The sequence below is a fragment of the Actinoallomurus rhizosphaericola genome (genome assembly GCF_024055675.1).
GTDB classification, from domain to species: domain Bacteria; phylum Actinomycetota; class Actinomycetes; order Streptosporangiales; family Streptosporangiaceae; genus Actinoallomurus; species Actinoallomurus soli.
In genome coordinates this window covers 14,541-39,086 of record NZ_JAMXMW010000030.1, presented here as the reverse complement: position 1 = coordinate 39,086, position 24,546 = coordinate 14,541, and the positions used below count along the sequence as shown (strand labels likewise).

Below are 24,546 nucleotides of genomic sequence, written 5' to 3'. Positions count from 1 at the left end.
CGCAGGCGTCAGCCTCGGGAAGGCGCGGAGGATCCGGCACCGCCTGCCGAAAGGAGATCGCTCGTGGAGGTTCCAGGCATCAGCTGGATCAGAAGGCATCAGCTCGGGAAACCGCGCGGCGGCCGCCGACCGGCCGGTCCGGAAGGCGGATGAAGCAAGACGGAGCACGACATCGCTCCTGAATGGCCGGGCCGGGCACGTGCTCACCTGCTATGTCGAGTGAAGGAAAGGACAGGACTGACGATGCGGATCGGGTTAAGTTTCTGGGGGTTCCTCGGCTCAGGTGTTCTCGACACGCCTGACGGGGGCCGGTTCTGGCGCCGCCCCATCGTGGATGAGCTGCTCGCTCTCGGCCACGATGTGGTGCTCCTGCAGAACGACCGAGACCGGTTGGAAGCCGGTGACGTCCTGCCGTACCGGTGGCATTCCGGGTTGCCGCCGGTCGACGTGCTGTTCTGTGAATGGCGGTGGCCGCTCCCCGGCCGTAACACGACCCCCTGCGGGACGGAGGGGCACACCTGCGACCTGCACCGCCAAACCGACCTGCTCGTCCATTACACGATCACCTCAGGCACGCCCACCGTCATCTGGGACACCGACCGGCAACTCCCCGCCGACTCCCCTCTCCACGATCGCGGCAACGTCATCGTCTGCGAACCGGGACTCGCGCCCCCTGCCGGAATCACTAGCCTTGTCCACCCCGTCCCCGACAAGCTCCTCGATGACGCTGGCCCCGAAGCGCTTGCGGCCGTCCACCGCTCGTTGCCGTTGATCTACGTCGGGAATCAGTACAACCGCGACGAGGAGTTCGACGCGTTCTTCGCTCCGGCGGCTGCGCGTTTCCCTCACAGGGTCGCCGGCAAGTGGACGCAGATCGAGCGATGGCCGCACGTCAACTTCACCGGCCGCTGCCCGTTCCCAGAGGTACAGCACCTTCACCGCGCAGCCCTGGCGACGGTGCTCCTCAACCCGGCCCGCTACTCCAGGGTCGGCCACGTCAGCCAGCGCCTGTTCGAAGCCGCGCTAGCCGGCTGCCTGCCGATCACCCCAGACGTCATCGCCGGCGCGGAAGTATTCACCCCGCCTGTTCTCCACGTACGCGACGGCTGTGAGGTCATCGACCGCGTGGAATGGGCGCTCGGCATCGCAGGCAGCAAAGAACACGCCGACTTGATTGGGGCGTGCCTTTCTCACCTGGAGCCGTTCCGGCTGTCGGCCTGGACCGCACGTCTCATACAGCTGATCGAATCGCTCATCCATACGACGGGAGCAGCGTAGTGATGCACCCACCACAATTCGCGACCTTCCACGACGCCTACCGGACCGTGCTCCGGCAGGTCCACACCCATCCACATTTCACGACCGAGTCCCGGGGCAACAGGTCACGCGAATGCCTGAACGTGGCCTTCACCCTCACCGGCCCCCGCCAGCGCACTCCCTACCTGGCCGCCCGCCGCACGAACATCGTCTTCAACTACGCCGAGACGCTGTGGTACCTGTCCGGACGCGACGACCTCGTTATGATCGGCCACTACGCTCCCCGCCTGCGTGCCCTGTCTGCCGACGGTGAGCGGCTCACCGGCTCGGCGTACGGTCCGCGGCTGTTCACACCGCTCAGCTCAACCGAAGCCGGCCAATGGGACCAGGTCGTCGACCTGCTGCGCCACGACCCCGATTCCAAGCGTGCGGTGATGACCGTGATGCGGCCCGGCGAGCCGGCCGAGTTCGATAACCCGGACGTGGCCTGCACCCTGGCGCTGCAGTTTCTGCTCCGAGACGGCCACCTGCACATGGTGTCGACCATGCGCGGCAACGACGCCGTTGTCGGCCTGGTCTGCGATGTCTTCGCCTTTACCTTCATCCACGAGTTCACGGCCATACAGCTTGGAGCGGAGCTCGGCGGCTACACCCACCAGGTCTCCTCCATGCACATCAACGAAGCCGACCTGGCCCGAGTGGACGCCAGCCTCGCCGAAGGCCAGCCGCCTGGTGTCACGGACGCTTTCCCCGCAGCGACCATGCCTGCAGACACCAGCTGGCGCACGATCGAGCATGTTCTGCGCTGGGAGGAAGGACTGCGGACCAACCGGCGTCGTTTTCGCCCCGGCCAGGACGCGATTGGCGGAAACGCTGCGCTCGCCCCGTACTGGCGGCAAGTAGTGCTGCTGTTCGAGGTGTACCGGCAGGTCGTACACCAGCCCGACCAGCTGATCGAAGCTGCCGTGGTGGCCGCGCTGACACCGGCACATCGCTGGCTGGTGGCGCATCGCTGGCCCGAACGGTTCCCAGGCTCACCGGCCACCGCGGTGCTCGCGGAACAGCCATGACCCAGATCAAAGGCGATCCGGGCGGCGTCGGCGCGCCTCTCGCGGTGGACTGGACCCGCTGGACAGTGATTCTTCTCAAGCCGGACTGCGTACGCCGCGGCCTGGTCGACGCGGTCCTTGAGCACGTCAGCCGCTACGTCCGCGTGTTAGCGGTCCGCCGCGTGACGGTCTCCCGCGAACAGATCCTCGCGCACTACGCCGACATGCTCAGCCCGGAAGTCTCCCAGAACCTGGGCATCGATGTCCCCGCCGAGCTCGTGCGGATGTTCGTCGGCCACCAAGTCGTCGTCGCCCTCGGCTATGGAACCGACGCCGCCGCGCGGCTCCGGGCCGTCATCGGTGACACCAACCCAGACCTTGCCGGACCGGACACGATCCGCGGCCGGTTCGTCATCGACACCTTCGCCGCCGCCCGCGCACAAGGGCGACTGCTCGAAACCGTGATCCACACCTCTGACCACGCCGAAGTCGTCGAACGCGACTTCGCAATCTGGTTCGGCGCCCGCAACGGGCACCTACTCACCGCACCGGAAGGATCGCAATGACCGAGATCCAATCAGGCCCTCGCACGCTGCGACTGATGCCGGCCGACCAGCAGAAGACGCTGGACCCGTACATGGCGCAGATCGTGACCTACCGCAAGTCCGGCCTCTCGCTGAACCACATCATCGGCTGCCCGCTGGACTGCGGCTACTGCGTCCGGCACTTCTGGGGCGACTTCGAGCACAAGACCCCGAACCTACTGTGTTCCACCGAAGACGCGATCGGCATGCTGATCGGTCATGAGGCGTTCCGGCCCTCCACCACCCCGATCCAGCTGTTCAACAAGGCCACCGACCCGTTCCTGCCCGGCGTCAAACCGCACCTGTTCGGAGTCCTGCGGGCGCTGGACGAGCGGGGCCTGGACAACCTCGTCCTGATCATCACCCGATTCAAGGTCACCGCCGAGGACATGGCCGCCCTCGAACAGCTCCGACACGTCCGTGTCACGCTGCTGTTCACCTACTCCGGCATCACCGACCCTCGCATCGAGCCGGTCGCCAAAAGCGACATCACGGTCTCCTCCATCACCCGCGCGTGCGCAGAGAAGAACCGCACGAAAGTCGTGCTGTACTGGCGGCCGATCGTGCCCGGATGGAACGACGCCCCCGAGACCATGCGGCACGTCCTGGACGTCGGGAACCAGGCGGACGCGATCGTGTTCACCGGCTACTACCACAAGCCCGAGAACGCCACCTACCTGCAAGACCAAGGGGTGCCGCTTCCGTACGGCGACGCTGAGTTCCATCGCCGTAAGGTCCTGCCGGCCGAGCTCGACGCCCGCGTCATCGCCGCCTGGCGTGAGTCGGGGATCAGCACACCGCTGTACCGCAAGACCTCCTGCGGCGTCTCGGCCGCACACAACGTCCCCGACTACAACGGTCACTGGGGCGTACGCGAGCTGTGCGACATCTGCCCCACCGCCCAACAAGAACTGTGCGCCGCCGACCACACCGCCCCCACGCCCGAGCAGTTCGAGCAGGTCCTCGACCAGCTCGGCTACACCACTCCCTACCTCGTCGACGGCGGCCACGTGTGGACCCACGGCCTCGGCGAGCAACGCCGCTACGCGATCCAGCACACCCTCCGCTACCAGATATGGGAGATGGACCAGCCGCATTACCTGCACGCCCACGGCCGGTCTCTCACCGGCCATCAGCCCGACCAACAGGAACAGGAGCGGTTTTCCGCGCTTCACCGCGAGCTCACCGCCGCGACCCGCTTTGATGAAGAGGACTAGGCACTGACGACACCGAGACGGGCGGCTCCATGACGACAACCGCGGACACGCCGTGGACAGATGCTCCACTCGTCGCACTGGATCTGGAAGGCACCGGCGCCCAAGACCGCGAGGACGAGCGCATTCTTGAGATCGCCGTCATTCCGATCACCGGGGGCCGCCCGTCTCTCCCCGATGCCTACACGACGCTGCTCAACCCCGGCCGGCGCATCCAGCGACACCCGTGGATATCGCCCGGCCTGACCAACGCCACGCTCGCCGACGCCCCACCGCTGGCCGACGTGGAACCCGAACTCGCACGCCGTCTCAACGGGCAACTGATCATCGGCCACAACGTGGGAGTGGACTGGCGGCTGCTGCACCGCTGCTGCCCCACCGTCCGCCCATCCGGCCTGATCGACACCCTTCGACTCGCCCGCCATCTGTACCCCGGCGATAAGCGAAAGAGCCTCACCGCGCTCCTCGAACACCATGCGCTCACCGAACAGGTCACCTGTTCCGCACCCAACAGCCAGCCGCACCGTGCCCTGTGGGACACCCTCGGTACCGCGTTGCTGCTGTCCACGCTCATTGACCGCCTGGCGACCCGCCGCGTGCTTCGGCTCGGCGATCTCCAGCGACTCGCGGGAATCCCCATCGCCAATGACGCGGAGGGGCGCGGAAGGCCGGAGCAGACTCCGCTTCTGTGGTGACGTGTCGGGCGACTCGTCCCGGCTTAGTGCTGCCGCCCGCCTTCTCGGACTCGCGCTGACCGACGGCGTCATCGTCGACGGCCACACCGACGCGATCACACGCATCTGCCAGTGTGCGCCTTGGGGCTACGGCAACGACCCGAACCAGTCAAACTCCACGGCTTTGATCGCATTGGTCACCAGCTCGCTGACGAGCAGTTCGACGGTGTCGCTCATCGATCCCAACTGCCACGTACCGAGCAACCAATGCGCATACGAACGCGCTTGACCGACCGTGCGGGGCAAGGCCGGCATTAGCATGCAGTCTGACCGTGGGAGTTGGGTCATCGTCCGCCTCGTAACCTGCGACTCCTGGCAACTGAACGATCCGTCACCTGCCCAGACAGCATCGTGTGTCCCCAAGGACCTCTCACGGGCACGCAAGGGACGTCTAAGGACGTCTTCATCTGATGTCGGCCAAGACCCCTGCGACTCGGAGGATCGCGGTGAGCGAAATCTTGGAACGCGTCCTCCCCAAGACCGGCATTACGAGCGCGACTCCGCGTCGCCTGAGATTGGCCTGCGGCGCGAAGGAGTCGCCACCGATGGCGACGCGACGAGGGGCCTGGCTTGCGGTCTTGTCTACGGGGTCCCCGGCAACGAGATCGGCCACTGCGCTCACTGCGACAGATGGATCCGACGCTTCGGCCCCCCAGGCAGAACCCTCCGCGACAGCTGCGCCCAGAGCACGGAGACGTCATGAAGCAGCGATGGAGAACCGAACAGCACTTAACACCACGACCTGAAAGCATGACGGAATGGTGGGGAGCAACTCCCATAAACGACACGCCCACCCGAAATCCTCACACTGAGCAATGGAGCGAATACATGAGCGAGCACCACGCCACCGGCGACGAGCGGTTCAAGAACGAGATCGTTTCCATCAGCACCGCCGAGCCGGGCTGGCAGGTGAAGGTGCGGCACGTTGAGCACACCGTCGAGCCTCGGCAGAGGACCATCGTGGAAGAACACACGTTCCCGATCGTCGCCTGGGCGCTTGTGGCCAGCCAGTACGCGGACGGGGGATCCACCCGCAACGTCGAACCCGTCTTCTATGACGGAGTGAGCCTCGTCAACTCCATGGAATACCGGCGGATGCACTCCGAGATCGATGTCGAGCCCGGCGGAACGAAGACCGTGATCAGCATCGACCTGGAGCGGTCATGAAGCAGCGGTGGAGGGACGGACAGACCTACGTCACGCGCCCCGGGCACTGGCCGCCGGCACCCGATGCACCTGCGGAGCCACCTTCTGCCCTCGCTGTAAAAGCGCACCACCTGCTACGGCGACTGCATCGACTGGGGCGGTGTCCTGACGCTATGGGCTGTGCATGCTCATCTGTCGCGCGGAAGCCGCGGACGCCCCGCGCGGTGGGGAGCTGGCGGTCATCGGTAAGACGTCAGAGACACTCGCCCGGAACGTGTTCTACCGCTGATGAACCACGACATCTTCGGGCCGTTCGCCCGGTACGTCGAGCACACGCCCGGTGCGACATCGGCGATGATGCTTGGCGGCAAAGTGCACGCCATCGGCGCGAACGATGTGAAGGCAGAGTCGAAGATCCGAGGCCTCACCGCGGCGGGCTTCTACGTGGACGAGCTGACGCTCCTACCCGGCAGATTTTTGGAACCAGCTGATCGGCCGTATGCGCGTGCCGGGAGCACACCTGTACGGGACGACGAACCCGGACTCCCGTAGCCACGGGTTCTCCGAAGTCACTTGCTGGTAAGCCAGTGCGTCCGGTCGCCGTGCGGGGCCGCTGCCTGAGTGACAAAACTGGTGATGCGACACCGGTTGACACAAGACTGCGGAGCCGAGAGCGTTCTTCTAGAGGTGCCCCTACATCTTCCCAATGGAAAGGTGTGTGGGGCGATGCCGCCTTTGCCAGTCTCGACGGTGGTCCACTGCGCGGACGCACTCGTGCGCGGTGCCGTACAGGTGCTCGGCCTGACGCTCGTCGTCGCAGCCTTCCTGCCGGTCGCGCCGGCCCTGATCTTTTGGCCGCTGATGCCTGCGGGGAAGTTGTTCCGGCTGCTGGAACTGTACAAAGGCTGGGCGGTGACCATCATCACCTGGGGCGGCCCAGCGGTCGATCCGGCGGAGGGGGAGCCAGCTTGACGAGGCAGCATCAAATGGTTCCGCTCCCCTGCCAGAAGAGCGAGGCCGTCGCGTCGTCATCCACGGCTCACCGTGGCGCGTCCAGCTCCGCAGCAGGTCGCCGCATGACGCCTAGCGGAGATCTGTTCTACGGTCATCCACAGTAGCCCTCAGCGTCCCAGTGCGCGCCGGCGATCTCTTGCTCCTGCATCCGAACACACCCCTGGGACGGAACGCGAGATCGACCGGACGCGACCTTCGAGATCATCGAGATCGAAGCCTGGTGGCGGTGACAGTCCTCAGGAACATGGGAAATCCTGGTGCGATCACTAGGCGCGGATCTCTACCGTCAGCAGGGTGAGCAGCCCAGCCCTCAGCCTTGGTCAGTTCGTCGCTGGCGCAAAGCGCTTCTTCGACATCGCGCTCCAGACCTACACCAGAGGCGATTTCGACTTGGTCCTCATGAACGCTGCCGTCGCCGTGGAGAACTTGAGTAAGGCACTGCTGTTCAGCCTGAACCCGGCGTACCTCGTGGAACTGCACGCCAAGCAGTTCGACGCCTTGCTGCACCTCACAGGGCGCAGCGAGAAGGCAGCCAAGCTCAAGGCACCCAGGACGATCGGCGCGAAGGAAGCCCTGGCCCGGGTCCGGCAAATTATGGAGGTCAAGACACCCAAGGATCCACTCGACCAGCTCATTGAAATCCGAGATGGCGCGCTACACACCGGCTACTTCGATCAAAAGAGCACCCGGAAGCTACTGACAATCGCCCTGAGGTACGCCGATGAGATCTACGACGGCCTCGAAAGCCTCCAGGCGTGTGGTGATGACCGCTGGGGCGATCACAGCGACATGGTGGACCTCCTCGTCGAGGAGTCCCTGACTGACGTCCAGCACGAGGTTAATCGGAAGGTCGCGGCGGCCAGGCAGCGTCTCCATGTATGGCTGGACGCGGTACCCGAGGCCGAGCAGACGGCCGTAGCCGAAGCTCGCCAACTGACCCTGTCGCACCTAGCGGGTCATCCACTTGGAAAGAATAACGAGGGGCTGGAGATCGCTGGCGAGCTGATGCATTGTCCTGTCTGTAACTACCCGGGGGCGCTGTGTCTCGGGGTCGTTCAGCAGGAGTACGAGTTTCCAGACACGATTGGTCCGATGGACATGATCGAGGAAGTAGCCTCCCTCGTTGACGTCTACATCGAACCTAAGACGCTGACGTGCCGAGTGTGTGACGTCGCCCTCGCGGGGATGGACGAGTTGCGGGTCGCGGGTATTCCGGATCGCCTGGAGATCGAGGAGAACATTCGGCGGTTCTTCTTCGCTCGCCCGGTGGGAGGATTGAATGAACTCCGACTGGATCTAGACCTCTTCTGACTGGATCCCCACCGCCCGCCACCCTTGAGGATTCACCGATTGCCCGCGACACCCACGTGATCGGTACTAGCGTCGTCTCCGTTGCCCTCGGGCACACCTCGCTGTCAGCACTCGATCACGTCGTCGAGGCAGCGGAAGGAGGTGTTCGGGATGAGCGTTCGACAGACCGTCCGCTGGCGGCGGCGCTGTACGACGACGGCGACCCTCGCTGTGGTCCTCGCGTTCAGTTCGGCCGGCGTTGCTGTCGGTATCGGATACGCGTTGACGACGGCGAGGAACGGTCGACCGGGTCCGCGGGTCTAGACGAGGACCCGGCCGCCGCATCCAACAGGGCGGGGCGCTTTCCATGCGGAGGCGCCCCGTCCCTGTTTCCCGCGTCCACAACGAGCGCGGGAACCTAGAGAGGTAGAGGAACTTTCTCCATACCGTTCGGCATCGAATGTTTGTCTCTCTACCTTCGCCAACAGTAACCACGACCGGCCGCCTGTGGCGGCTATTAGTGCAACTCCTAAAAGCTCGCCTGCGGAGACTTCGATGCCCCGGCCAAGGCTGTAGGCGGCGCAGAGGGCGTCGTGGAGGCGTCCGAGGCCGTAGTCGAGGGCTTTGCCCCATGTCGGGGTGGCCTCGCCGGTGCCTTCGGTTTTGGCGTCGCCGTCCTCCATGTGCGCGGACTGCTCGAACACCTCGGCCTGCGGGCCGTCCGGCTCACGGTGCGCCGGCACGGGCTGGGTCTTCTTGCCCTGCACACCGTCGCCGGGGGTCGCGCCCTTCTCCGCGCCGTCGCTGCCGCCGTCGGCGCCGGCGAGCTTGGTGCCGCACTTCGCGCAGCACCGCGCGCCCTCGCCGTGGCCTTTCATGCCGCACTTCGAGCACGCCATCTGGCCCTTGTCAGTCTCGTCGTCGGCCGCCTTGCCGTTGTCGCTGTCGGCCAAGGGCAGCTTGTGGCCGCAGTCCTCGCACGACCGCTGCTTGGAGTCGGAGTGGTAGGTCCGGCCGCAGTTCCCGCAGTCCTTGCTGCCCTTCGCGACCGGGTCGTCCTCGGCCGGGGCCTCGCCGAGAGCCGGTCCCCCGCTGGTGTCCTGCTTGCCAGCCGGGGCCGGGGGCTCCTCCTTCAGTACCGCGGCGAGGCGGTCCACGACCGCATCGGTGAACTTGCCCGCGCACTGGACGTCGCCGACGGGATCCGTGGGGGCGTCACCGGCCTTTCTTCTCGACGATCCGCGCCATGTCGGCCGGGCTGAACGGCTTGTCGGCCGCGTCGTCCTGGCCGTCGCCGGTCTTGGTGACGTTGCCGGTGGCGGCCTTCAGCGCGGCGTCGGTGTCGCCCCAGACGTCTCCGGTGACCTCGGCGCTGCCGTCCTTCGCGGCCTTCACGAGCGAGATGCCGCAGTTCCGGTTAGCGGGCCGGTCGACGAGGCTGATCTCGCCGAGCTCGCCGTCCACGATCCGGCCGCCGCGGGCCTTGTTGTCGGAGACGACCTTCGGGCGCATGATGCCGACGCTGTAGGCCCGCAGCACGCCCTCTTGGACGAGGGACTTCACGACGGGCTCCACCACCAGGGATTTCACCCAGTGGCCGCCGTCGCCGTCCCGGTCGATGTCCACCTGGACGCCACGGCCGGCCGGGTCCCGGTGGGCGTTGTGCTGCACGCGGACGTTCCCGCCCGACGACAGCCATTCCTCCAGGGCCTTGCCGGACCAGTCCGGGTCGACGATCTGCTCATCGGAGTCCACGCTGCCGTCGGTCGCCTTGCCGTACACCAGGAGATGGCCCTCCGGCGTGGTCTCGGTCTTCACGATCGGGAAGGAGACGTACGTCGTGTCGGTGTTGTCGGTGGTCAGGGTTGCTGCCACACACCTCCCAGGGTGCGGTCGGGATGGGTGCCCGCAGGGCGGGCGTGTGGAATCGGTGAACAGAGTTAGCGGGGGCTCCGCGCGATGTTGGATGGGCCACCTGTTGCCTTTCGCCGCGCGCTTGCCGCACAATGCGGGCGATCTCGTTCCAGCAAGGGCAGTTGGCACACACGGCCGCTCCGGAGTCTGTCGCGCGGTTATCTCGAATGGTGTCTCACGACAGATGCAGTGCCAGGCCGTCTGGAAGGTCCGACGGGCGCTTACCAGTGGCGTTGCTGAAGCTAACCTCGCTGCCGTCGAACTGGGTGTCAGGGAAGCCGACCACACATCCTTCGAACGACACACGGTCGAAGCTGAGCGTGCCGCCTTCGAGCTGCGCGCCCTGGAAGCTGAGCGTGCCGCCTTTGAGCTGCGCGCCCTGGAAGCTGAGCGTGCCGCTTTTGAGCTGCGCGTCGTCGAAACTGACTATGCCGTCTCCGAGCAGTGCGTCTTCGAAGCTGACGGTCCCGCCTTCGACCCGCGCGCCAGTCAAATCGACCCAGCCTTTCTTGAGCCGCGCGCCATGGAGGTCGACGATGCCGCCTTCGATCCGCGCGCCAGCCAAGCTGATCGCGCCACGTTCGAACCAGATGTATCGAAAGTCGACCATCCCGCCTCCGAACCGTGCGCCATCGAAGGCGACGATGCCGTCTCCGAAATGCGCGCCGCGGAAGGCAACCGTGCCGCCTTCGAACTGCGCGTCCCCGAAGATGACCCGGCCACCTTTGAACTCCGCGGCCCCGAAGCGCACCGCGCCATTGACGAATCGTGCGCCGCCGAAGGTGACGATGCCGCCTTCGAAATGCGCGCCTTGAAAGTCGACGGTACCGCCTTCGAACCGCGCATTGTTGAAACTGACCGTGCCGCCGATAAAGCGTGCGTGGCCGAAATCGCCATAGTCGAAGACGACGTCGGTGAAATCGAAGTCGTGCCCTTGCCAGGAGACGACGGAGCCATCGCGCAGATGGCTACCGATCAAGCGGAGGATGGTGTGGCGCACTTCACGGATCGCGCGGAACGCCTTGAGGGCCTCGGCGTGCTCCGGGGCGTCACCGGGATAGGGGTCAGAGGGCAGGCGAAGGTAGGCACAAAGCACGTCGATGCAGGTCTGGCGGAGATGGGAGGTGGGGGCGTCGTCGGCCAAGCCGGCGAGGGCGTGCACGCCTCCCAGCTGCACGGCAGGGGACGTGTTCCCCAGTTGGGCAACGGCGGCGGTGAATCGGTCGCTGTGCAGCTTGGTGTTCTCCCGCAGCGCGGAGTTCTCTTCGGTGCGTTGCTTGCGGTAGGCCACCACCAGAGCCACCAAGCCACCCAGGCCGGCGACCACGGCGAACGACAACTTCACCAGATCGAACAGAACCTTCGAACTGATCTGCTGCTTGTGCCTAATGCCGTGCACGTGGAGTAGGTCCAGGCCCAGCCACATCACGGCCCCGGCGACCGTGACGGCAGTGGTGAACGTGCCAACGAGGGCAACCGGCATCCGCACTAACCGAACAGGCCGCCACGACCTGCCTTTTTCCACTTTCCGTCTGAGCTGCTTCTTACCCATGCTGCTCAGACGCGCCTACCCGATCCGCGGTTCACTGGCTCAGCGGCCTGTTCCTGGACCTGGGCGGCAGTCTCGGTGCTCGGTCACCAGCCGTCCTCTGCGACACCGGCCAGCTTCGGATCCCGGCGCCGGGTCGGGTCGCGCCACCGGTACGGCTTGAAGGGGTGCTTCTCGCGGCGCGGTCCGGCGTCGCGCAGATGCACGGCGGCGAGCGTGGGGACGGCCCGCCCGGTCGGATCGTCGGTCTCGCCAGCCGACAGCAGTTCCTCGATCCGGGTGGCCGTCACCGGGACGACTCCTCGGGCAGCAGCCACGGCGGGGCGTCCTCCCGTACGGCCAAGACCACCTGGCGGGGCTGGCCGGGGACCTCGCAGCGGTCTTCGTAGAACAGCGCCTCCGGGTGAAGGCAGTGCGGGCCGAGGCGGTGCCGGCCATAGAACACCCACTGCTTCTCGGCGTCCGCCATGTGCTCGTCGCAGTCCAGCGAGTTCGTGCCATCGACGGTCCACAGCACATGCCACGTCGCGGGCTTCCCGCAGTGGTTCTCGGACGTGCCGTATCCGCAGGTGCGGTCGTGCCCGGAACGTTCGCCGTTGAACTGTGGGGTGAGCCTCACATCCTCCCCTCCCATGGTCGGGCCGGGATGACAGCGCACCGGCAGCGCGGGTGAACAGGCGGGTTCCCGCTCGGCCAGGTGTCGCCGAGCCGGATCGGACTGGCGGCCTCGTTGTCCAGGCAGACCCGGCACGCGCCGGGTACCGCCTGCCATTTGATGGACGTGACGCCTGCAGCGGCGTAGGCCGCGAGCGCGCCCGCCATCATGGCCCGCAGGACCTCCGTCCAGGCGATCGTGTCGGCGGCCGGGTTATCGTCGCCCTGCTCGTTGCCCGCGAGGTCGTCGCCCAGCTCGTCCGGTGACTCGTTGTCCTCGGCGGCCTGCTCCAGCGGTCGGCGAGGTCACGGAGCCGGGTGTCAGCCATGGCGTCGACGCCGGGCATCTGGCCGTGCGGCCACTGCTCGAATCCGTCGTCATGGCCTGGCCCGGGCGGCGCCGGTGTGTGGTGCGGCAGCAGCTCGTGGGCCGCGGACTTCCCCGCGTTCCATGCCGCCCGCCACAGGTTGACCAGGACGGCCCGTAGCGCTGCTGCGAAGCGTGCCGGCAGGTCCGGTTCGGTCATGCGGATGAACGCCTGGGCGGTGCTGCCGCGCCGCGCGAACCGGAGCCATGCGGCCGCGAGCCTGCGCGCGGCCACGGTCGTGATCGCCCCGGCGAGAGCCTGCCGGATCCGTGCCGCGTACGCGCGGGCCAGTTCCTCGTCGGGTCCCCAGCCGGGCCAGGCGGTCACCGGGCCCTGTTAGTCGCCCTCCTGGTCGAGGTCCGGGTCGCTGGGCGGCAGGGTGGAGCGGGCGACGTCCACCGCCTGGCTGACCGTCATGCCCTTCGCACGGTTCTCAGCGATCGCCGCGAGGGTGCGGGCGGACAGGTGCCGCGCCTCCCATGTCGAGATGAGGCGGCCCTTGCGGAGGTGCCGGCCGAGGGCGTCGAGTTCGGCCAGCGCGGCGCGGTGCTTGTTCAGCTTGGCGTCGTGCATGGCCCGGTCCACACTGGTCCTCGTCCGTGGTGACGGTGCCGATGGGTCATCGGCTACAACAACAGCGCCGACGCCTGGTTCGTCCGCTGACCGACGGCTTCCACGCGACTTCACCGAGTCGATGCCGGTGGCCTACGCTCATGGCATGGTCTTAGCGGTCGTTGTCGCCCTTGGCAGCCTGTTCGGCGGAGCTTCCGGGTTGTACCTCGCCTGGGTGCGACTGCGTCAGGCAGGGTTGGGCAAGCGTCCCGTCTGGGAAGCTGTTCGGCAGGTCGGTCCAGTCCCCGTGGTTTGCGGTGCCCTTCTTCTCGTGTTGGTCCCCGTAGGCTTCGTCGCCTTGATCGATTTCTTCGTACGCTCTACAGCTGGCCCGCGCGAGCATCCGGTGGTGACCGCCACCGTGACGGTTACGGCAACCGCGACTCCCCAGACGGTTACGGTAACCGCGACTCCGCAGACCGCGTCCGGCACGAGCACGAGCTCAGGATTCGGAGAAGGCGCAGCGATGATCGCGGCCGTCGGAGGAGCTCTTGCCGGTATTGGCACCGCGGCGTCAGGAGCGGCTGCCGTCGCGACGTGGCGACGCAAGAAGGAGTAGCACATCAGGTTATGGGCGCCACCGCGTGTCGGGTGCGCCCGCCTCGGCAAAGGTCGCGCCGCAGTGCGGGCAGGTGATCCGGCCCGGGACGAACGCGGACAGCTTCTTGCAGCCCTCGCACTCGATGACCCCGTAAGCCTCGCTCCAATCGCCCGCTGAGAGGCCTCTCAGCTCCGTGCAGCCCCACACGAGGGCGTCGACACGGTCCGGGGAGTCCGGGTCGAGCGGCACCCGGTGGTCATCTGGTCTTCCAACTCGGGGAAGACGCCGACGTGGTGGACGCGACCCTGCTCGTAGAGCGCGGACGCCGGTTCGGCGCGGACCGCCTTGCCCCGGGAGGCGCGGACCACCCGGCACGGCACGTTCGGGTCGACGGTGCGCAGCAGCGATGCGATGTAGTCGCCGCCGTTGTTGACCTCGGCCACGACACAGTCGGCGTGGTACTGCTCATACGCGTTGACGGCCGCGCGCATGCAGGCGTCCGGGGGTGCCGCGCATCGACAGGTCGGCGAGGACGTAGCCGTGGCCGTCGTGCTCGCCGACGACCACGATGCCGGTCTCGTCGGAGTCCTCCCCGGAGGTGACGGCCGGGTCGATGGTGACGACCACCCGCGTCAGGCCCGGCCCCTCCGCAGCCTTTATGCGGGTCCGGTCGATATCCGCCAGGGGACTACAGCGCGCCTTCGACGGCGGTGAGGAGGTCACCCTCCAGCTCTTGCCGGCCAAAGCGAGTGCCTTCGTACCGGCACCAGAACCCGTCGAGCGCGGCGGCCGACAGGTTCTTGCGGTTCTCCCGTGTCGCTCCCCGTGTGGACGTGGATCGAGCCGACTTACGCGGAGGGATGCCGTTGCGGAGCGTGGTGACGCGCGGCGTGGTTGAGACGATGATTCGGTCTCCCAGCACTCATGGCCGATTACGCGGACGTAGCCGTCGGGCGGGAGTAGTCGTCATGTCTTGGGCCTGACCCGCCTTGCGCGCTCCAGGCGGTCCGGATCTGACGGGATTCTTCGCGGATTCAGGTGTGGGTCGGAGGAGTTCCAGGTGGAGGCGGTGGGTTTCGGCGGTGGGTTCGACGTCGAGGTCGGCGAGGCGGTTGGTCAGGAGTTGGTAGGTGCGGCGTACGGCGTCAGGGCGGCCAAGGTGTGCTTGCAAGCGCATGAGGTCTTGGTAAAGGGGTTCGGCGTAGGGGTCGTGGTCGATGGCGTGCTCGAGGACGGTCAGGGCTTGGTCGGGGTGGTCGTCTTTGAGGAGGTGGGCGAGGTGGGCCAGGGCGTCGGTGGCGTGGCGGCGGAGGCGTTCGCGTTCGGTTTCGGCCCACTCGTAGGTCAGGTCGTCGGCGAGTTCGCCTGTGTACAGGTCGGGGATCTGCTGGAGGGCTGTGATGCGGTCGGTGTTGCTGGTGGCCTTGTGGGCCTGGTGCAGGACGGCTTGTAGGCGCCATAGGTCGACGTCGATGAGGGTCGGGTCGAGGCGGTAGCGGCCGGCTTCGTGGTTGATGAACATCGGCTGGCGTAGGCCGGTGGCGGCGCGGAGTGTTTTGCGGACGTTGTTGATCGCGGTGTGGAGCATGGTGGTTCCGGTGTCGGGGTCGCGGTCGGGCATGAGGGCGTCGATGCCTTGGTCGCGGGTGATGCCGTCCGGGTGGAGTGCGAGGTAGGCGAGCAGGTCTCGGGCGATGCGCCGTAGCCCGGTGGCGATGAGCTCGCCGTCTGCTTCGACGCGGACCGCGCCCAGCAGCCGCAGCTGGACCGGGCGAGCGGCCGGTACATCGTCCTGCGCCTGTTGGGACGGTGTGGTGGTGGCTGTCGGCTCGCCGTGGACGTCCTGCGGTGCCTGGATGGTGCCGGCCTCGGTTCGACTTGTGGTCGGTGGCGTGGTGCCCGGCGGGGGTGGCGTGTCGGGTTCGGGTGCGCCGTTGGCGGTTTGGAGGACGCTGAGCATGGCCCCGGCGTCAAGAGCAGGCAGGTGGAAGAGTCGGGCTTCGGACCAGGTGTCGGCTTCGGGTCCGGTGGCGCGGGTGATGGTGCCGTCGGTGGCGAGGGTGAGGGTGCTGCTGGCCGCCTGGTCTCCGAGCAGGAGGCCGCCGACATCGTAGGGGCGGCCGAGTTGCAGGATGGTCTGCAGCGCTTCACCTGCGGTGGCGGGGGCTGTGGCGATGAGGATGATGGCGGGCAGGGGTTCGCCGGGGTCGGCCGTTCGGAGGGCGGGCACGTCGGGTGCGTCGGTGGTTTCCATCAGCCGGGCCCGGTGGATGATTTCGGCTTCCAGGTGGGTGATGGCTGCGGTGAGGGATGCGGTGACGATAAGCCCGGGGATGGTCGCGGGCAGGCTCGTGAGGTCGATGCCGGTTCCGGCGAAGAGTGCTGCGGCGTCGGGTTCGGGGATGAGGAGTTCGACGCGGTAGCGGCGGGCTTTGGCGAGCAGTTCGGTCACGATCGCCCGGGCCGCATCGAGGTTGCCGGGACCGGTCAGGGCGAGGTTGAGCGCGGCCAGGCTGATGGTGAGGTCTCGGCCCTGGCGGGTTCCGATGGTGAGCCGGCCCGGGGGTGGGGTGGTGGCGTCGTGGGCGAGGAGTTCGGCGTCCGACGGGATCGGCTGGCCGCGGTCGCTGAGGGTGTCCAGGTGGGCTTTGCGGGCGTGGGCGACCGGTGCGGGCGGTGGCGGGGCCGGGTCGGTGGGGGCGGGGTCCGGCCATTCGTCGAGGTGGGGGCGGCGGCGTCGGCGGTGCAGGCGGGTGGCGGCCACTGCCAGACTGATTGCCCCGGCCAGTCCCAAGCTGACGTACGCGCCCGACGGCAGTCGCACCGTGACCGGTGCCCCATGCGGCTCGTCGTGGGGGTGCGTCGGTCCGCTCGGTGTGGTTCCCGGTCCAGGGTGTGAGGACCGTGCTGGCGCGGTGGTGGGTCGAGGTATGGGGGCGGGGTGTGTGGGCGTCGCTGACGCGTTTCCGGTGGTGGGCTGGGGTGCTCGGCCAGGTTGTGCGGTCGGGGCCGGTGTCGTTGCCGTCGGTGACGCTGACGGCATCGCCGGGAACGAGGCCGGCGGGGAAGGGGTTCCGGTGGGCGGTGCAGGCATGACGTCTTGTGCTGGCGTCGGGGTGGAGGATCCGCCCGGGGCTTGGGATGACGGCGCCGATCGGACGGGGTGGTGCGGGGCGGGGTGGTGCGGTCGCGTCCGGGGTGTGCCGGAGGTGCCGTGGCCGGTGGTTGGGACTTTGATGCGCTGGCCGGGGTAGATGCGGTCCGGGTCGGTCAAGCGCGGCAGGCCGTGGGGCTGGGTGAGGTGCTTGCTGGCGTTGAAGATCCGCAGGTACTTGATGCCGGAGCCGTATTCGTGCCGGGCGATCGCCCACAACGTGTCGCCGCGTGTAATGACGTGTGTCTTCCAGGGGCGTGCCTTGGTCATCGATGTCTCATGCGCGGCCAGCTGGGCACGACCGTCGATCGCGGTCGCGGGCGTCAGGGCGTTCATCGTGGATGCGGTTGGGGCCGCTGCGGGCTTGTCGGCGGCGGCAGCGGTCTGGTGGGTGAGGGACGTGGTGGTCGAACCGGCGAGGGGAGCCCCGGTGCTGAGTATGAGGGCGACCGTGGCCACCAGGTCGCGGGCCAGATGCTGCATCGGCCGGATCGGCCGCGGCAACCGCCGGGCTGGGCACCCGCGCAGGTAAGCGATCGTCTCGGCGAGGGTCGCGATCGTGAACAGGAGCCAGGCGATCCAGCCGACGCCCTTGATGATGGTCAGGAAGAGGGTGTTGCCGGTGTCGGGTCGAGCCAGCGTCGCGGTGATCTGCGTCCAACTCGGCACCGCGTGTGGAATCGGTGAGCCGCCGACTGCGGTCAGGGCGGCCGGGAGCCCGGCCAGTAGGAGCACCAAGACGGCGAGTGCGCTCAGACCGCGCATGATCTCGGTGGTTCGTGACCTGCCGGGCTGGTGTGTCATCGGTTTTCCCCCTTGACGCCGGTGGCCAGGTCGGCGTCGGCCACGGCCTCCACGTGCAGGCTCGAGATTCCAATCACGGGCAGGAAGATCGCTGGCCGCGTGACCGCGACCCGGACGCGGATCCGGCGGGCCCCGACCGGGATGACCGACCCCTGATAGCCGCCGAGGCGCAGATACTGCTGGGCCGCGTTGATGGCTTCCTGGCGGTCCACGCGGAAGGATCCGTGGGTGTAGGCGTGGTCGCGGTCGACCTGGCCGGCGCCGGCGCGGGCGGCTTCTTCGGCGGCGATGTTCGCGTCGTGGCGGGCTTCCAGCTTCTGTTCGAAGTCCACGATCGCGCCGAAGAACACGATGACGACCATCGTGATGATCACGGTAAAGATGCTCAGTGCACCCCGCTCGCGCTTGGAGCGCTCCCCTGGCTCGGTCGGGGGCCGGATGCTGGTCATGACCGGTCACCGGGCCCGGAACGGGTCCAGCATGGACCGATGAGTCTTAGTCACGGTCCGCGAGCCCGGCATTCCCAGGCCTGCGACCTCGGCGAGGTGCACGGTGCAGGTCACGCGTGCGGTGACGCTGCCGGGCCGGCCGACCGGCAGAGCGAAGGCGGCCAGGTCGAGGCTGATGCGCGGCGTGCAGTGCAGTCCTTTGTCGTGCAGGGTGGCCAGCGCGCTGGTGGTGGCGGCGGTGCGGGCTTGGGCGGGGGTGCGGGCGATCGATGCCTGCCGCGCGGCATCAGCGGCCGCCTGGTCCACGGCCGCGCCTGCGCCCCGGATCCGTGCGGCGACCAGCAGGGCCGCCAGAAAGATGATGAACAGCGGGGCGAGGATGGCCGCTTCGACTACGGCATTACCCGCATCCCCGTTCCCTGCCGGTACGCGGCGCCGGCGGCGCATGGGGTGTTCCGCGCGGGTCATGGTGTCTGTCCCGTGGTGAAGACTTCGCGCGCGCCGCGGGCTGTCGCTGTGACGGCCAGGTGAACCCCGGGCACGAGTGAGGGCGCGCGTCCGTGGACGGTCACAGTGATCACGTTGGTTCCTGCCACCGCAGCCTGGGGAGCCAGCAGGACCGGCTCTTGGCGGGCGAAGGCGATGGCAGCGGTTCGGCCGCCGGCCAGGGTGCCGTGGTGAGCGCGGGCGAGGCGTAGTCCGTCCTCGGCGGCGGCGAGAGCGACCTGGTGGGCGGCGGCGACCATGACGGCCTGGGCCAAGGCGAGAAACAACAGCGCGATCGCGGGGAAGACGATCGCGATGGACACCGAGGCCGAGCCCTCATCACTCCGACCGTCGCGCCGTGCCGGTGGTGTCGTGTGCATGACAGGTGGTCAGGGAATCTTGGCGATCCAGGCGTGGACCTTGCCCGACACGGCCGCGTAGATCGCGGCGGCCAGGATCGCGAATCCGGCCACGATGATGATCGTCTCCACCACGTTCGCGCCCCGATCCCAGCGGCCGGCGCTGCGGGCGCGAATCGTCTCGCCGATACGGGTGGCCTGACCGGCCAGCCCGCTCACCAGGAGCAGGCTCGCCTGCAGAAGTCGATGTCGCATCAGTGTCCTTCCATCGGTGGTGGCTGCCGGTCAGCCGGGGCCGATCAGGCGGGCGAAGAACGGGAAGCCGACCAGGACGACGAACCCGAGCATCAGCAGGGAGGTCGGCACCCACATCGCGGTGGTCCGGGCGTTGGCTTCGGCGCGGGTCGCGGCGGCTGCCTCGTGCCGCATCGCGGTGATCTTGGCGGCCAGGACGTCGTGCATCTTGGCGCCCTCGGCCCCGGCGATCTGCGCGCTGTAGGCCAGATCCACCAGGTCGGCGACCCCGATCTGCTCGCCGAGGTCGGCCAGCGCCCGCCAGGGTTGCTGCTGGCCACGCCGCGCGGACTCCAGCGCGGCGGCGATCCGGCGGAACGGCCAGGCGTCAGCGGCGCTCACCGGGCCCTCAAGCGCGGCGTCCAGGGCCGCACCGGCGGCGCGCTCGAGCAACACCAGCTGCAGGTAACAGGCGAAGGCGTAGCGGAACTCGCTGCGGCGGCGACGCGCCTCGGCCCGCACCCAGACATCCGGCAGGAACGACAACCCGGCCGCCAGCAGCACCGTCACCGCAACCGGCAGCGCCCACGGCAACGCAGTGCCCACTGCGGCCAGCGCGCCGAGCAGCACGGATGGGATGACGATGCCGGCGAGGAACAGGGCGAGTTTGTCGAGCATGAACCGTTCTGCGGTCCGGTCCAGCAACGCCAGGTCCGTGCGTGGGACCGCGAGCATTCCGGCCGGGCGGGCCAGATGAGCGGCGAGCCAGGCCCCGACCCGCTGCCCCGGCTCGGGCGGGGCCGTCGGTTCGGCGGGGCTGAGGCGGGTGGCCTGGATTCGGGCCAGTGCCATATCGAGGCGGGGTGGTGCGGGGCGCAGTTCCCGGGCGATGAGCAGTAGGCCTAGGACGGTGAGAGCAGCGGCCACGACGGCGAGCGCGGTCACGACGCACCACCGTTTCCTCGGCGGCGTGAACCATCGTCTTCGGCGTCGTCATCGATGAGTCTGCTGCCGGTAGTGATCGCGGCGAGGCGGCGCATCCATCCCAGCCCGAACGCGTACAAGGCGGCGACCGCCGCCAGCACCAACTGGCCGAAGGGCGTGGCGTAGGGGGCGGCCAGGGTGCCGGACGCGGCGAAGAGCGCGGTCAGCGTCCCGACCGAGATAATGATGACCAGCAGCGTGGTCCGCAGCGAGGCACGTTCGGCCTCGACCTCCCGGCGCACCCGCACCTCTTGGGCGACCGCGTCAGCCAGGGCGGTCAGAGCGTGACGGGTGCCGGGTCCACGACGCCGGGCCGCCAGGATCAACGCGGTGGCGATCAGGTCCCCGACCGGGTCGGCCAGCTCGGCGGCGAAGGCCCGCAGGGCCTGCTCAGTGCCAGCCCGGTTGTTCAACCGCTCGGCCAGCAACCCAACCGGTCCACGGATCGGGGTAGGGGCCACGCGCAGGCTGTCGGTGAGGGTCTGTTCCAGGCCGCGGCTGGCCCCCATCACCTCGGCCAGCCGCCGCGCCCACGCCTCCAGCGCCTCCAACCGGGCGATCCGATGCCGAGCCGGGCGGCCGGACAGCATCCGCGGCAGCACGTACACCCCGGCGGCGACCGCCACAGCGGCCACCGGCCACCCAAGCAGCAGCAAGACGACCAGCCCGGCCCCCAAAGCGGCCAGCAGCCGGTTACGACGGCTCGGCTCCCCCGCCGACCGCAGGACTTCGCGCCAGCGGGCCGGCGGCCGCCCCGCCGTCTCGGTCGGGGGGACGCCGGTGAGGCCACGGGCGGTCAACAAGATGCCGCCGCCCGTGCACAGCCCGGCCAGTCCGGCGAGCAGCCCCATCATCGAGACCACCCGCTCTCGTCACCGAACCCGGCCCGCTCGCCGTTCGCCCCGCAGGTGATGAGCGTCGGGTCCAGGCCGTAGGCGGCGAGTTCGTCCAGCAAGGTGGTACTGATGTGCCCGCCTGCCGGGGTGGCGCGGCCGTCCGGGCCGGGGACGAAGATGCGGTTGCGAGCCGGCTCCGGGCCGTCGGCGGGAGGGCCGGCCTCCATGATTTCGGCGACGAAGCGGGCGTTGGTATGCGGGTCGCGTTGCAGGTAGACGATCAAAGGTTCGGCCAGCCCGAACATCAGGTGCAGGTCTTCGGGGCTGAAGCCGAGCCCGGATCGGCGCCCCAGCTGGATGACGCGGTTGAACACGTGCTGGGGTCGGTGGACGTGGAGGGTGCACATGGAGCCGCGGGCCCCGGAATACATCACCTCCAGCATCGGCGCGAGCTCGCCCTGGCGGGCCTCACCGACGATGACGCGGTCGGGGTTGAGGCGCAGGCTGGCCGGGACCAGGTCTTGGAGGGTGACCTCACCGGCGCCCTCGGAGTTGGCGTGCCGGGCCTCGAGCGCGACCACGTCATGGTGGCGGTGCGCCAGCCGCGGATCATCCAGGAACAGCTCGTAGTCCGATTCCAGGGTGATGATGCGCTCGTCCGGGTCGATCTCGTTGGCAAGGGCGCGGATGAGGGTGGTCTTGCCGGTGTTGACCTCCCCGGCCACGATGATGTTCCGCCGGGCCCGCACCGCCGCCCGCAAGAACTCCTCCACAGCCCGGGTGAGGGTGCCGAGCTCGGTGAGCTGATTGAGGGTGACGTCGACGAGGCGGTGGATCCGGAAGGCCAGGTGCGGGCGGCGTGAGACCCAGTGCACGACCGCGAGGCGCACCCCATCCGACAGGGCCACATCAAGGAGTGGGGTGGCGTGGGAGAACTCCCTCGTTGAGTTCCCACGCCGGGCCAGCAGCTGGATCCACTCGATGAGCTCCTCGTCGCTGGCTGCGGCCGGTGGCCCGGGTGCTTTGGTGCCGTTGGTGTGGGTGACCCAGGTCTGGTCACAGCCGTTGATGACGATGTTCTCCACATCCGCGCGTTCCAAGAACGGCTGCAAGATCCCCAGGCCGTAGCGGCGGTCGAAGACCAGCCGGGCCAGGTACTGCTGTGCCCGTGCCGACGGCATCGCCTGGCCGACCGTGGCCTGCTCGTGCGCCCAGTCCTGCACCGCCCGCGCAATCACCTGCCGCGCTCGAGCGCGGTCGAGGTCGTCGCTGAGCACGTCGACCAGCTGCTCACTGATTCGCCGCGCCGCCGCCCACCACGCCTCGGTGTCCGAACCAGCCGCCTGCGTGCCGGGAGAACCGTTGAGCAGGCCGCCGGACGGCACCTCGGCGGTGGGTCGGATGGTGGCCGGGGTGAACGGGGACCAGCCGTAGCGCGTCACCCGGTACCTCCGGATGAAGCGGCGCGGGCGGACAGTGTCTCGGGGTGGAAGGCTCGTTCCTCCACGAGCTTGCGCATCTGATGACCGAGGCTGCCCGCCGTGCGTAGCAACAGGCAGGTGCGGAACGCCATCCGGGGCCGGGCGCCGTCGGACAACACGTTCGCATCGGCCGGCGCGTGGGGCAGCTCGGCCAGCACCGGCAGTTCGAACAACGCGCGGCTCACCGCAGCTGCGGAATAGCAGCCGGATTGAATCAGGCACAGCGCCACTGGCACCCGCCAGTTCAACGCACTCAGCAGGGCGTCCAGACGGGGCTGGGCGGCATCGACCTGCGCCAGCGTTCCGCGCAGCACCATCACCACGAGATTCGCGCCCGCCAACAGTCCCATCGGGGTGTCCGGGCTACCGACCCGACCGACATCGGCGATCACGTCAGCCTCTGATTCGGTAAGCAGGCCGGCCAGTGGCTGCCACAACCGGGCCAATCGTGAGGCGTGCCGGGGATCGCGGATACCGTGCAGCAGCCACGCCCTCCCCCGTTCGGCCAGGGGAATGGTGTAGTCCTCTACCCGCGTGCCCTGGCCGCCGAGTGCCGTCGCCAGGCCCAGCAGCCCAGGGCCAGGTGGCCCGTCGAGCCGCTCGGCGAGATACCCCGGCAGGATCCGCCGGCCAGCCGGATCGCACTCGGCCAGCACGACCTCGCGCGGCCAGCCCAGCGCCAGCGCCAGCGCGATCGTCGTCACCCCCGGTGACCCACCCGCAGAGCACACGCAATACAGCGCCATCACGACCCCGCCCGACTCGTCACCACGAGCGCCACCCGCCCCGCCGCGGCAAGACGCGCGACCGCGCTCGCATCACCATCAGCGACCAGCAGCGACACCGTCACCGCCCCGTCGGCGTCCGGGCCACCGACCGCATCAACGGCTCCGGCGACGTCTTTACCGGACGTCGGGCCGGACGAGCCGCCTTGACCGGCCGGGCTGGCGGCGTCGTCCTGGCCCCCGGAGGTGGCCACGATCCGGACCTGTGTACCCGGCTCCAACCCCCGCGGCGGCAGCTGGCTCGGCTTAAACGGCACCGCGACCAGCGCCTGCCCCGGACCAGGCGTCAGCTGCGCCGTCACCTGACTGGCCGTCAACAACGTCCCCGCCCGCAACCCCACCGCCGCACGCCGCCCGACCACCTCCCCCAGCTGACCGCCCGGGATCGCCCGCACCCCCGGGCCCAGCGCCACCACCGCGGTGTCCAGGTCCGCGCGGGTGATGGGCTGGCCGACCGCGACATCCCGCGCTACCCGCACCACCGAGGTCCGGTCACTCGAGGCCCGGAACAGATACACATTCGCCAGCACGCCCAGCGCCAGGATCGCCACTCCCGCCGCGATCCACGCCGGGCGCCGTTGCCGCGCCAGCCGCACCGGGCCACGGGCCGGGCTGCTCGCCGTCGGCGCCTGCGCGCGGGCCGGGGGGCTCTGCGGCCGCCCGCTCGTGCCAGCCGTCATCTCCCCGCCCCTCCCCCATACAGGCCCTGAGCCTCAGCCACCCTGAGACCGAACGTTGTCGACCGGCTGATGTCCGGCAACGCCCCGCCGACCCCGCCCGAGCCGACCCAGCTGCCGCCCCACACCACCGTCACCTTCACCCGATACACCCCACCCGGCTCCCCAGCCGAGGACCGGCCATAGGTGAAGGAACAATCCGTGTGCTGACCCGACGCCGGCTTGACCGGGTCATACGCCGCCCCCGGACCCGGGCATGCCACCGTGGGCAGACCAGAGCCAGGCTCGATGACCATCTGCTTAGGCGTCGCGGTGACCTCCGCCCACACCGCCCCCGCCGACGCTCTCCGCGACAAGGGCCGCCATTGACC

The 24,546-nt window shown here is 68.5% G+C and carries 29 protein-coding genes; 10 read left to right on the top strand and 19 right to left on the bottom strand.

From position 1 onward, the window contains the following. Positions 1 to 219: 219 nt before the first annotated feature. The 10 genes from NE234_RS41125 (at position 220) to NE234_RS41080 (ending at position 8,309) form a co-directional block, all read left to right on the top strand. Positions 220 to 1,278, top strand: a complete 1,059-nt coding sequence (locus tag NE234_RS41125; RefSeq protein WP_252786586.1) for a glycosyltransferase — start codon at positions 220 to 222, stop codon at positions 1,276 to 1,278. A 2-nt stretch (positions 1,279 to 1,280) separates the two neighbouring features. Then, positions 1,281 to 2,327 carry a thymidylate synthase gene (locus NE234_RS41120; RefSeq protein WP_252786585.1) on the top strand — a complete coding sequence of 349 codons (1,047 nt, stop codon included), beginning with the start codon at positions 1,281 to 1,283 and terminating at the stop codon, positions 2,325 to 2,327. Then, positions 2,324 to 2,872, top strand: coding sequence for a nucleoside-diphosphate kinase (locus NE234_RS41115; RefSeq protein WP_252786584.1), 549 nt, complete (start codon positions 2,324 to 2,326; stop codon positions 2,870 to 2,872). Before NE234_RS41120 ends, NE234_RS41115 begins: the two co-directional genes overlap by 4 nt. After that, the gene (locus NE234_RS41110) at positions 2,869 to 4,107 is read left to right on the top strand and encodes a radical SAM protein (RefSeq protein WP_252786583.1); all 1,239 of its coding nucleotides are present in this window, start codon (positions 2,869 to 2,871) and stop codon (positions 4,105 to 4,107) included. Before NE234_RS41115 ends, NE234_RS41110 begins: the two co-directional genes overlap by 4 nt. Positions 4,108 to 4,136: 29 nt before the next feature. Then, complete coding sequence (locus tag NE234_RS41105) at positions 4,137 to 4,799, top strand: 3'-5' exonuclease (protein WP_252786582.1); 663 nt, start codon at positions 4,137 to 4,139, stop codon at positions 4,797 to 4,799. Position 4,800: 1 nt separating this feature from the next. Then, the gene (locus tag NE234_RS41100) at positions 4,801 to 5,067 is read left to right on the top strand and encodes a hypothetical protein (protein ID WP_252786581.1); all 267 of its coding nucleotides are present in this window, start codon (positions 4,801 to 4,803) and stop codon (positions 5,065 to 5,067) included. A 470-nt stretch (positions 5,068 to 5,537) separates the two neighbouring features. After that, positions 5,538 to 6,005 carry a hypothetical protein gene (locus NE234_RS41095; protein WP_252786580.1) on the top strand — a complete coding sequence of 156 codons (468 nt, stop codon included), beginning with the start codon at positions 5,538 to 5,540 and terminating at the stop codon, positions 6,003 to 6,005. Between the two features lie 267 nt (positions 6,006 to 6,272). Further along, entirely contained in the window at positions 6,273 to 6,536 is a 264-nt protein-coding gene (locus NE234_RS41090) for a hypothetical protein (RefSeq protein ID WP_252786579.1), read from the top strand. A 174-nt stretch (positions 6,537 to 6,710) separates the two neighbouring features. Then, a complete protein-coding gene (locus NE234_RS41085; RefSeq protein WP_252786578.1) occupies positions 6,711 to 6,956 on the top strand; it encodes a hypothetical protein in 246 nt (81 codons plus the stop codon). 336 nt (positions 6,957 to 7,292) lie between these two features. Continuing rightward, positions 7,293 to 8,309 (top strand): hypothetical protein, encoded by a 1,017-nt coding sequence (locus NE234_RS41080; RefSeq protein ID WP_252786577.1) that lies wholly within the window; start codon positions 7,293 to 7,295, stop codon positions 8,307 to 8,309. A gap of 299 nt (positions 8,310 to 8,608) precedes the next feature. Here the strand turns inward: NE234_RS41080 and NE234_RS41075 are convergent, their stop codons facing one another. The 19 genes from NE234_RS41075 to NE234_RS40985 all read right to left on the bottom strand — a co-directional run bounded on the left by NE234_RS41075 (position 8,609) and on the right by NE234_RS40985 (position 24,049). Then, entirely contained in the window at positions 8,609 to 9,445 is an 837-nt protein-coding gene (locus NE234_RS41075; RefSeq protein WP_252786576.1) for a hypothetical protein, read from the bottom strand. A gap of 58 nt (positions 9,446 to 9,503) precedes the next feature. Continuing rightward, on the bottom strand, positions 9,504 to 10,163 hold the full coding sequence (locus NE234_RS41070; protein WP_252786575.1) for an HK97 family phage prohead protease: 660 nt from the start codon (positions 10,161 to 10,163) through the stop codon (positions 9,504 to 9,506). 214 nt (positions 10,164 to 10,377) lie between these two features. Further along, positions 10,378 to 11,685 carry a pentapeptide repeat-containing protein gene (locus NE234_RS41065; protein ID WP_252786574.1) on the bottom strand — a complete coding sequence of 436 codons (1,308 nt, stop codon included), beginning with the start codon at positions 11,683 to 11,685 and terminating at the stop codon, positions 10,378 to 10,380. 152 nt (positions 11,686 to 11,837) lie between these two features. Further along, complete coding sequence (locus tag NE234_RS41060; protein ID WP_252786573.1) at positions 11,838 to 12,041, bottom strand: hypothetical protein; 204 nt, start codon at positions 12,039 to 12,041, stop codon at positions 11,838 to 11,840. Next, positions 12,038 to 12,370: a hypothetical protein gene (locus NE234_RS41055; protein ID WP_252786572.1), complete on the bottom strand. Its 333-nt coding sequence runs from the start codon at positions 12,368 to 12,370 to the stop codon at positions 12,038 to 12,040. The genes NE234_RS41060 and NE234_RS41055 overlap by 4 nt, the downstream gene beginning before the upstream one ends. A 202-nt stretch (positions 12,371 to 12,572) precedes the next feature. Further along, positions 12,573 to 13,100 (bottom strand): hypothetical protein, encoded by a 528-nt coding sequence (locus tag NE234_RS41050; RefSeq protein WP_252786571.1) that lies wholly within the window; start codon positions 13,098 to 13,100, stop codon positions 12,573 to 12,575. Positions 13,101 to 13,109: 9 nt separating this feature from the next. After that, complete coding sequence (locus NE234_RS41045; RefSeq protein ID WP_252786570.1) at positions 13,110 to 13,346, bottom strand: hypothetical protein; 237 nt, start codon at positions 13,344 to 13,346, stop codon at positions 13,110 to 13,112. A 765-nt stretch (positions 13,347 to 14,111) separates the two neighbouring features. Further along, on the bottom strand, positions 14,112 to 14,417 hold the full coding sequence (locus NE234_RS41040; RefSeq protein WP_252786569.1) for a phage terminase large subunit family protein: 306 nt from the start codon (positions 14,415 to 14,417) through the stop codon (positions 14,112 to 14,114). Next, positions 14,392 to 14,649 (bottom strand): hypothetical protein, encoded by a 258-nt coding sequence (locus NE234_RS41035; RefSeq protein WP_252786568.1) that lies wholly within the window; start codon positions 14,647 to 14,649, stop codon positions 14,392 to 14,394. The genes NE234_RS41040 and NE234_RS41035 overlap by 26 nt, the downstream gene beginning before the upstream one ends. A gap of 199 nt (positions 14,650 to 14,848) precedes the next feature. Further along, positions 14,849 to 17,884 carry a BTAD domain-containing putative transcriptional regulator gene (locus NE234_RS41030; protein ID WP_252786567.1) on the bottom strand — a complete coding sequence of 1,012 codons (3,036 nt, stop codon included), beginning with the start codon at positions 17,882 to 17,884 and terminating at the stop codon, positions 14,849 to 14,851. Next, complete coding sequence (locus NE234_RS41025) at positions 17,881 to 18,333, bottom strand: pilus assembly protein TadG-related protein (RefSeq protein ID WP_252786566.1); 453 nt, start codon at positions 18,331 to 18,333, stop codon at positions 17,881 to 17,883. The genes NE234_RS41030 and NE234_RS41025 overlap by 4 nt, the downstream gene beginning before the upstream one ends. Positions 18,334 to 18,339: 6 nt before the next feature. Then, positions 18,340 to 18,801, bottom strand: coding sequence for a TadE/TadG family type IV pilus assembly protein (locus tag NE234_RS41020; RefSeq protein WP_252786565.1), 462 nt, complete (start codon positions 18,799 to 18,801; stop codon positions 18,340 to 18,342). Continuing rightward, positions 18,798 to 19,142 carry a hypothetical protein gene (locus NE234_RS41015; protein WP_252786564.1) on the bottom strand — a complete coding sequence of 115 codons (345 nt, stop codon included), beginning with the start codon at positions 19,140 to 19,142 and terminating at the stop codon, positions 18,798 to 18,800. The genes NE234_RS41020 and NE234_RS41015 overlap by 4 nt, the downstream gene beginning before the upstream one ends. A 66-nt stretch (positions 19,143 to 19,208) precedes the next feature. Then, positions 19,209 to 19,433 carry a hypothetical protein gene (locus tag NE234_RS41010; RefSeq protein ID WP_252786563.1) on the bottom strand — a complete coding sequence of 75 codons (225 nt, stop codon included), beginning with the start codon at positions 19,431 to 19,433 and terminating at the stop codon, positions 19,209 to 19,211. 30 nt (positions 19,434 to 19,463) lie between these two features. Further along, positions 19,464 to 20,357, bottom strand: coding sequence for a hypothetical protein (locus NE234_RS41005; protein ID WP_252786562.1), 894 nt, complete (start codon positions 20,355 to 20,357; stop codon positions 19,464 to 19,466). After that, a complete protein-coding gene (locus NE234_RS41000) occupies positions 20,354 to 21,259 on the bottom strand; it encodes a type II secretion system F family protein (protein ID WP_252786561.1) in 906 nt (301 codons plus the stop codon). The genes NE234_RS41005 and NE234_RS41000 overlap by 4 nt, the downstream gene beginning before the upstream one ends. Beyond that, the gene (locus NE234_RS40995; protein WP_252786560.1) at positions 21,247 to 22,674 is read right to left on the bottom strand and encodes a CpaF family protein; all 1,428 of its coding nucleotides are present in this window, start codon (positions 22,672 to 22,674) and stop codon (positions 21,247 to 21,249) included. Before NE234_RS40995 ends, NE234_RS41000 begins: the two co-directional genes overlap by 13 nt. After that, positions 22,671 to 23,417 carry a hypothetical protein gene (locus NE234_RS40990; RefSeq protein WP_252786559.1) on the bottom strand — a complete coding sequence of 249 codons (747 nt, stop codon included), beginning with the start codon at positions 23,415 to 23,417 and terminating at the stop codon, positions 22,671 to 22,673. The genes NE234_RS40995 and NE234_RS40990 overlap by 4 nt, the downstream gene beginning before the upstream one ends. Positions 23,418 to 23,458: 41 nt before the next feature. Beyond that, entirely contained in the window at positions 23,459 to 24,049 is a 591-nt protein-coding gene (locus tag NE234_RS40985; protein WP_252786558.1) for an SAF domain-containing protein, read from the bottom strand. Positions 24,050 to 24,546 lie beyond the last annotated feature (497 nt).

Excerpts from the sequence above, each read along its gene's own strand:
- NE234_RS41110 (WP_252786583.1), top strand. The coding sequence starts at position 2,869 with ATGACCGAGATCCAATCAGGCCCTCGCACGCTGCGACTGATGCCGGCC.
- NE234_RS41065 (WP_252786574.1), bottom strand. The coding sequence starts at position 11,685 with ATGCCGGTTGCCCTCGTTGGCACGTTCACCACTGCCGTCACGGTCGCC.
- NE234_RS41045 (WP_252786570.1), bottom strand. The coding sequence starts at position 13,346 with ATGCACGACGCCAAGCTGAACAAGCACCGCGCCGCGCTGGCCGAACTC.
- NE234_RS41020 (WP_252786565.1), bottom strand. The coding sequence starts at position 18,801 with ATGACCCGCGCGGAACACCCCATGCGCCGCCGGCGCCGCGTACCGGCA.
- NE234_RS41025 (WP_252786566.1), bottom strand. The coding sequence starts at position 18,333 with ATGACCAGCATCCGGCCCCCGACCGAGCCAGGGGAGCGCTCCAAGCGC.
- NE234_RS41115 (WP_252786584.1), top strand. The coding sequence starts at position 2,324 with ATGACCCAGATCAAAGGCGATCCGGGCGGCGTCGGCGCGCCTCTCGCG.
- NE234_RS41085 (WP_252786578.1), top strand. The coding sequence starts at position 6,711 with ATGCCGCCTTTGCCAGTCTCGACGGTGGTCCACTGCGCGGACGCACTC.
- NE234_RS41105 (WP_252786582.1), top strand. The coding sequence starts at position 4,137 with ATGACGACAACCGCGGACACGCCGTGGACAGATGCTCCACTCGTCGCA.
- NE234_RS41040 (WP_252786569.1), bottom strand. The coding sequence starts at position 14,417 with ATGCGCGCGGCCGTCAACGCGTATGAGCAGTACCACGCCGACTGTGTC.
- NE234_RS41095 (WP_252786580.1), top strand. The coding sequence starts at position 5,538 with ATGAAGCAGCGATGGAGAACCGAACAGCACTTAACACCACGACCTGAA.
- NE234_RS41120 (WP_252786585.1), top strand. The coding sequence starts at position 1,281 with ATGCACCCACCACAATTCGCGACCTTCCACGACGCCTACCGGACCGTG.
- NE234_RS41010 (WP_252786563.1), bottom strand. The coding sequence starts at position 19,433 with ATGCGACATCGACTTCTGCAGGCGAGCCTGCTCCTGGTGAGCGGGCTG.
- NE234_RS41090 (WP_252786579.1), top strand. The coding sequence starts at position 6,273 with ATGAACCACGACATCTTCGGGCCGTTCGCCCGGTACGTCGAGCACACG.
- NE234_RS41030 (WP_252786567.1), bottom strand. The coding sequence starts at position 17,884 with ATGACACACCAGCCCGGCAGGTCACGAACCACCGAGATCATGCGCGGT.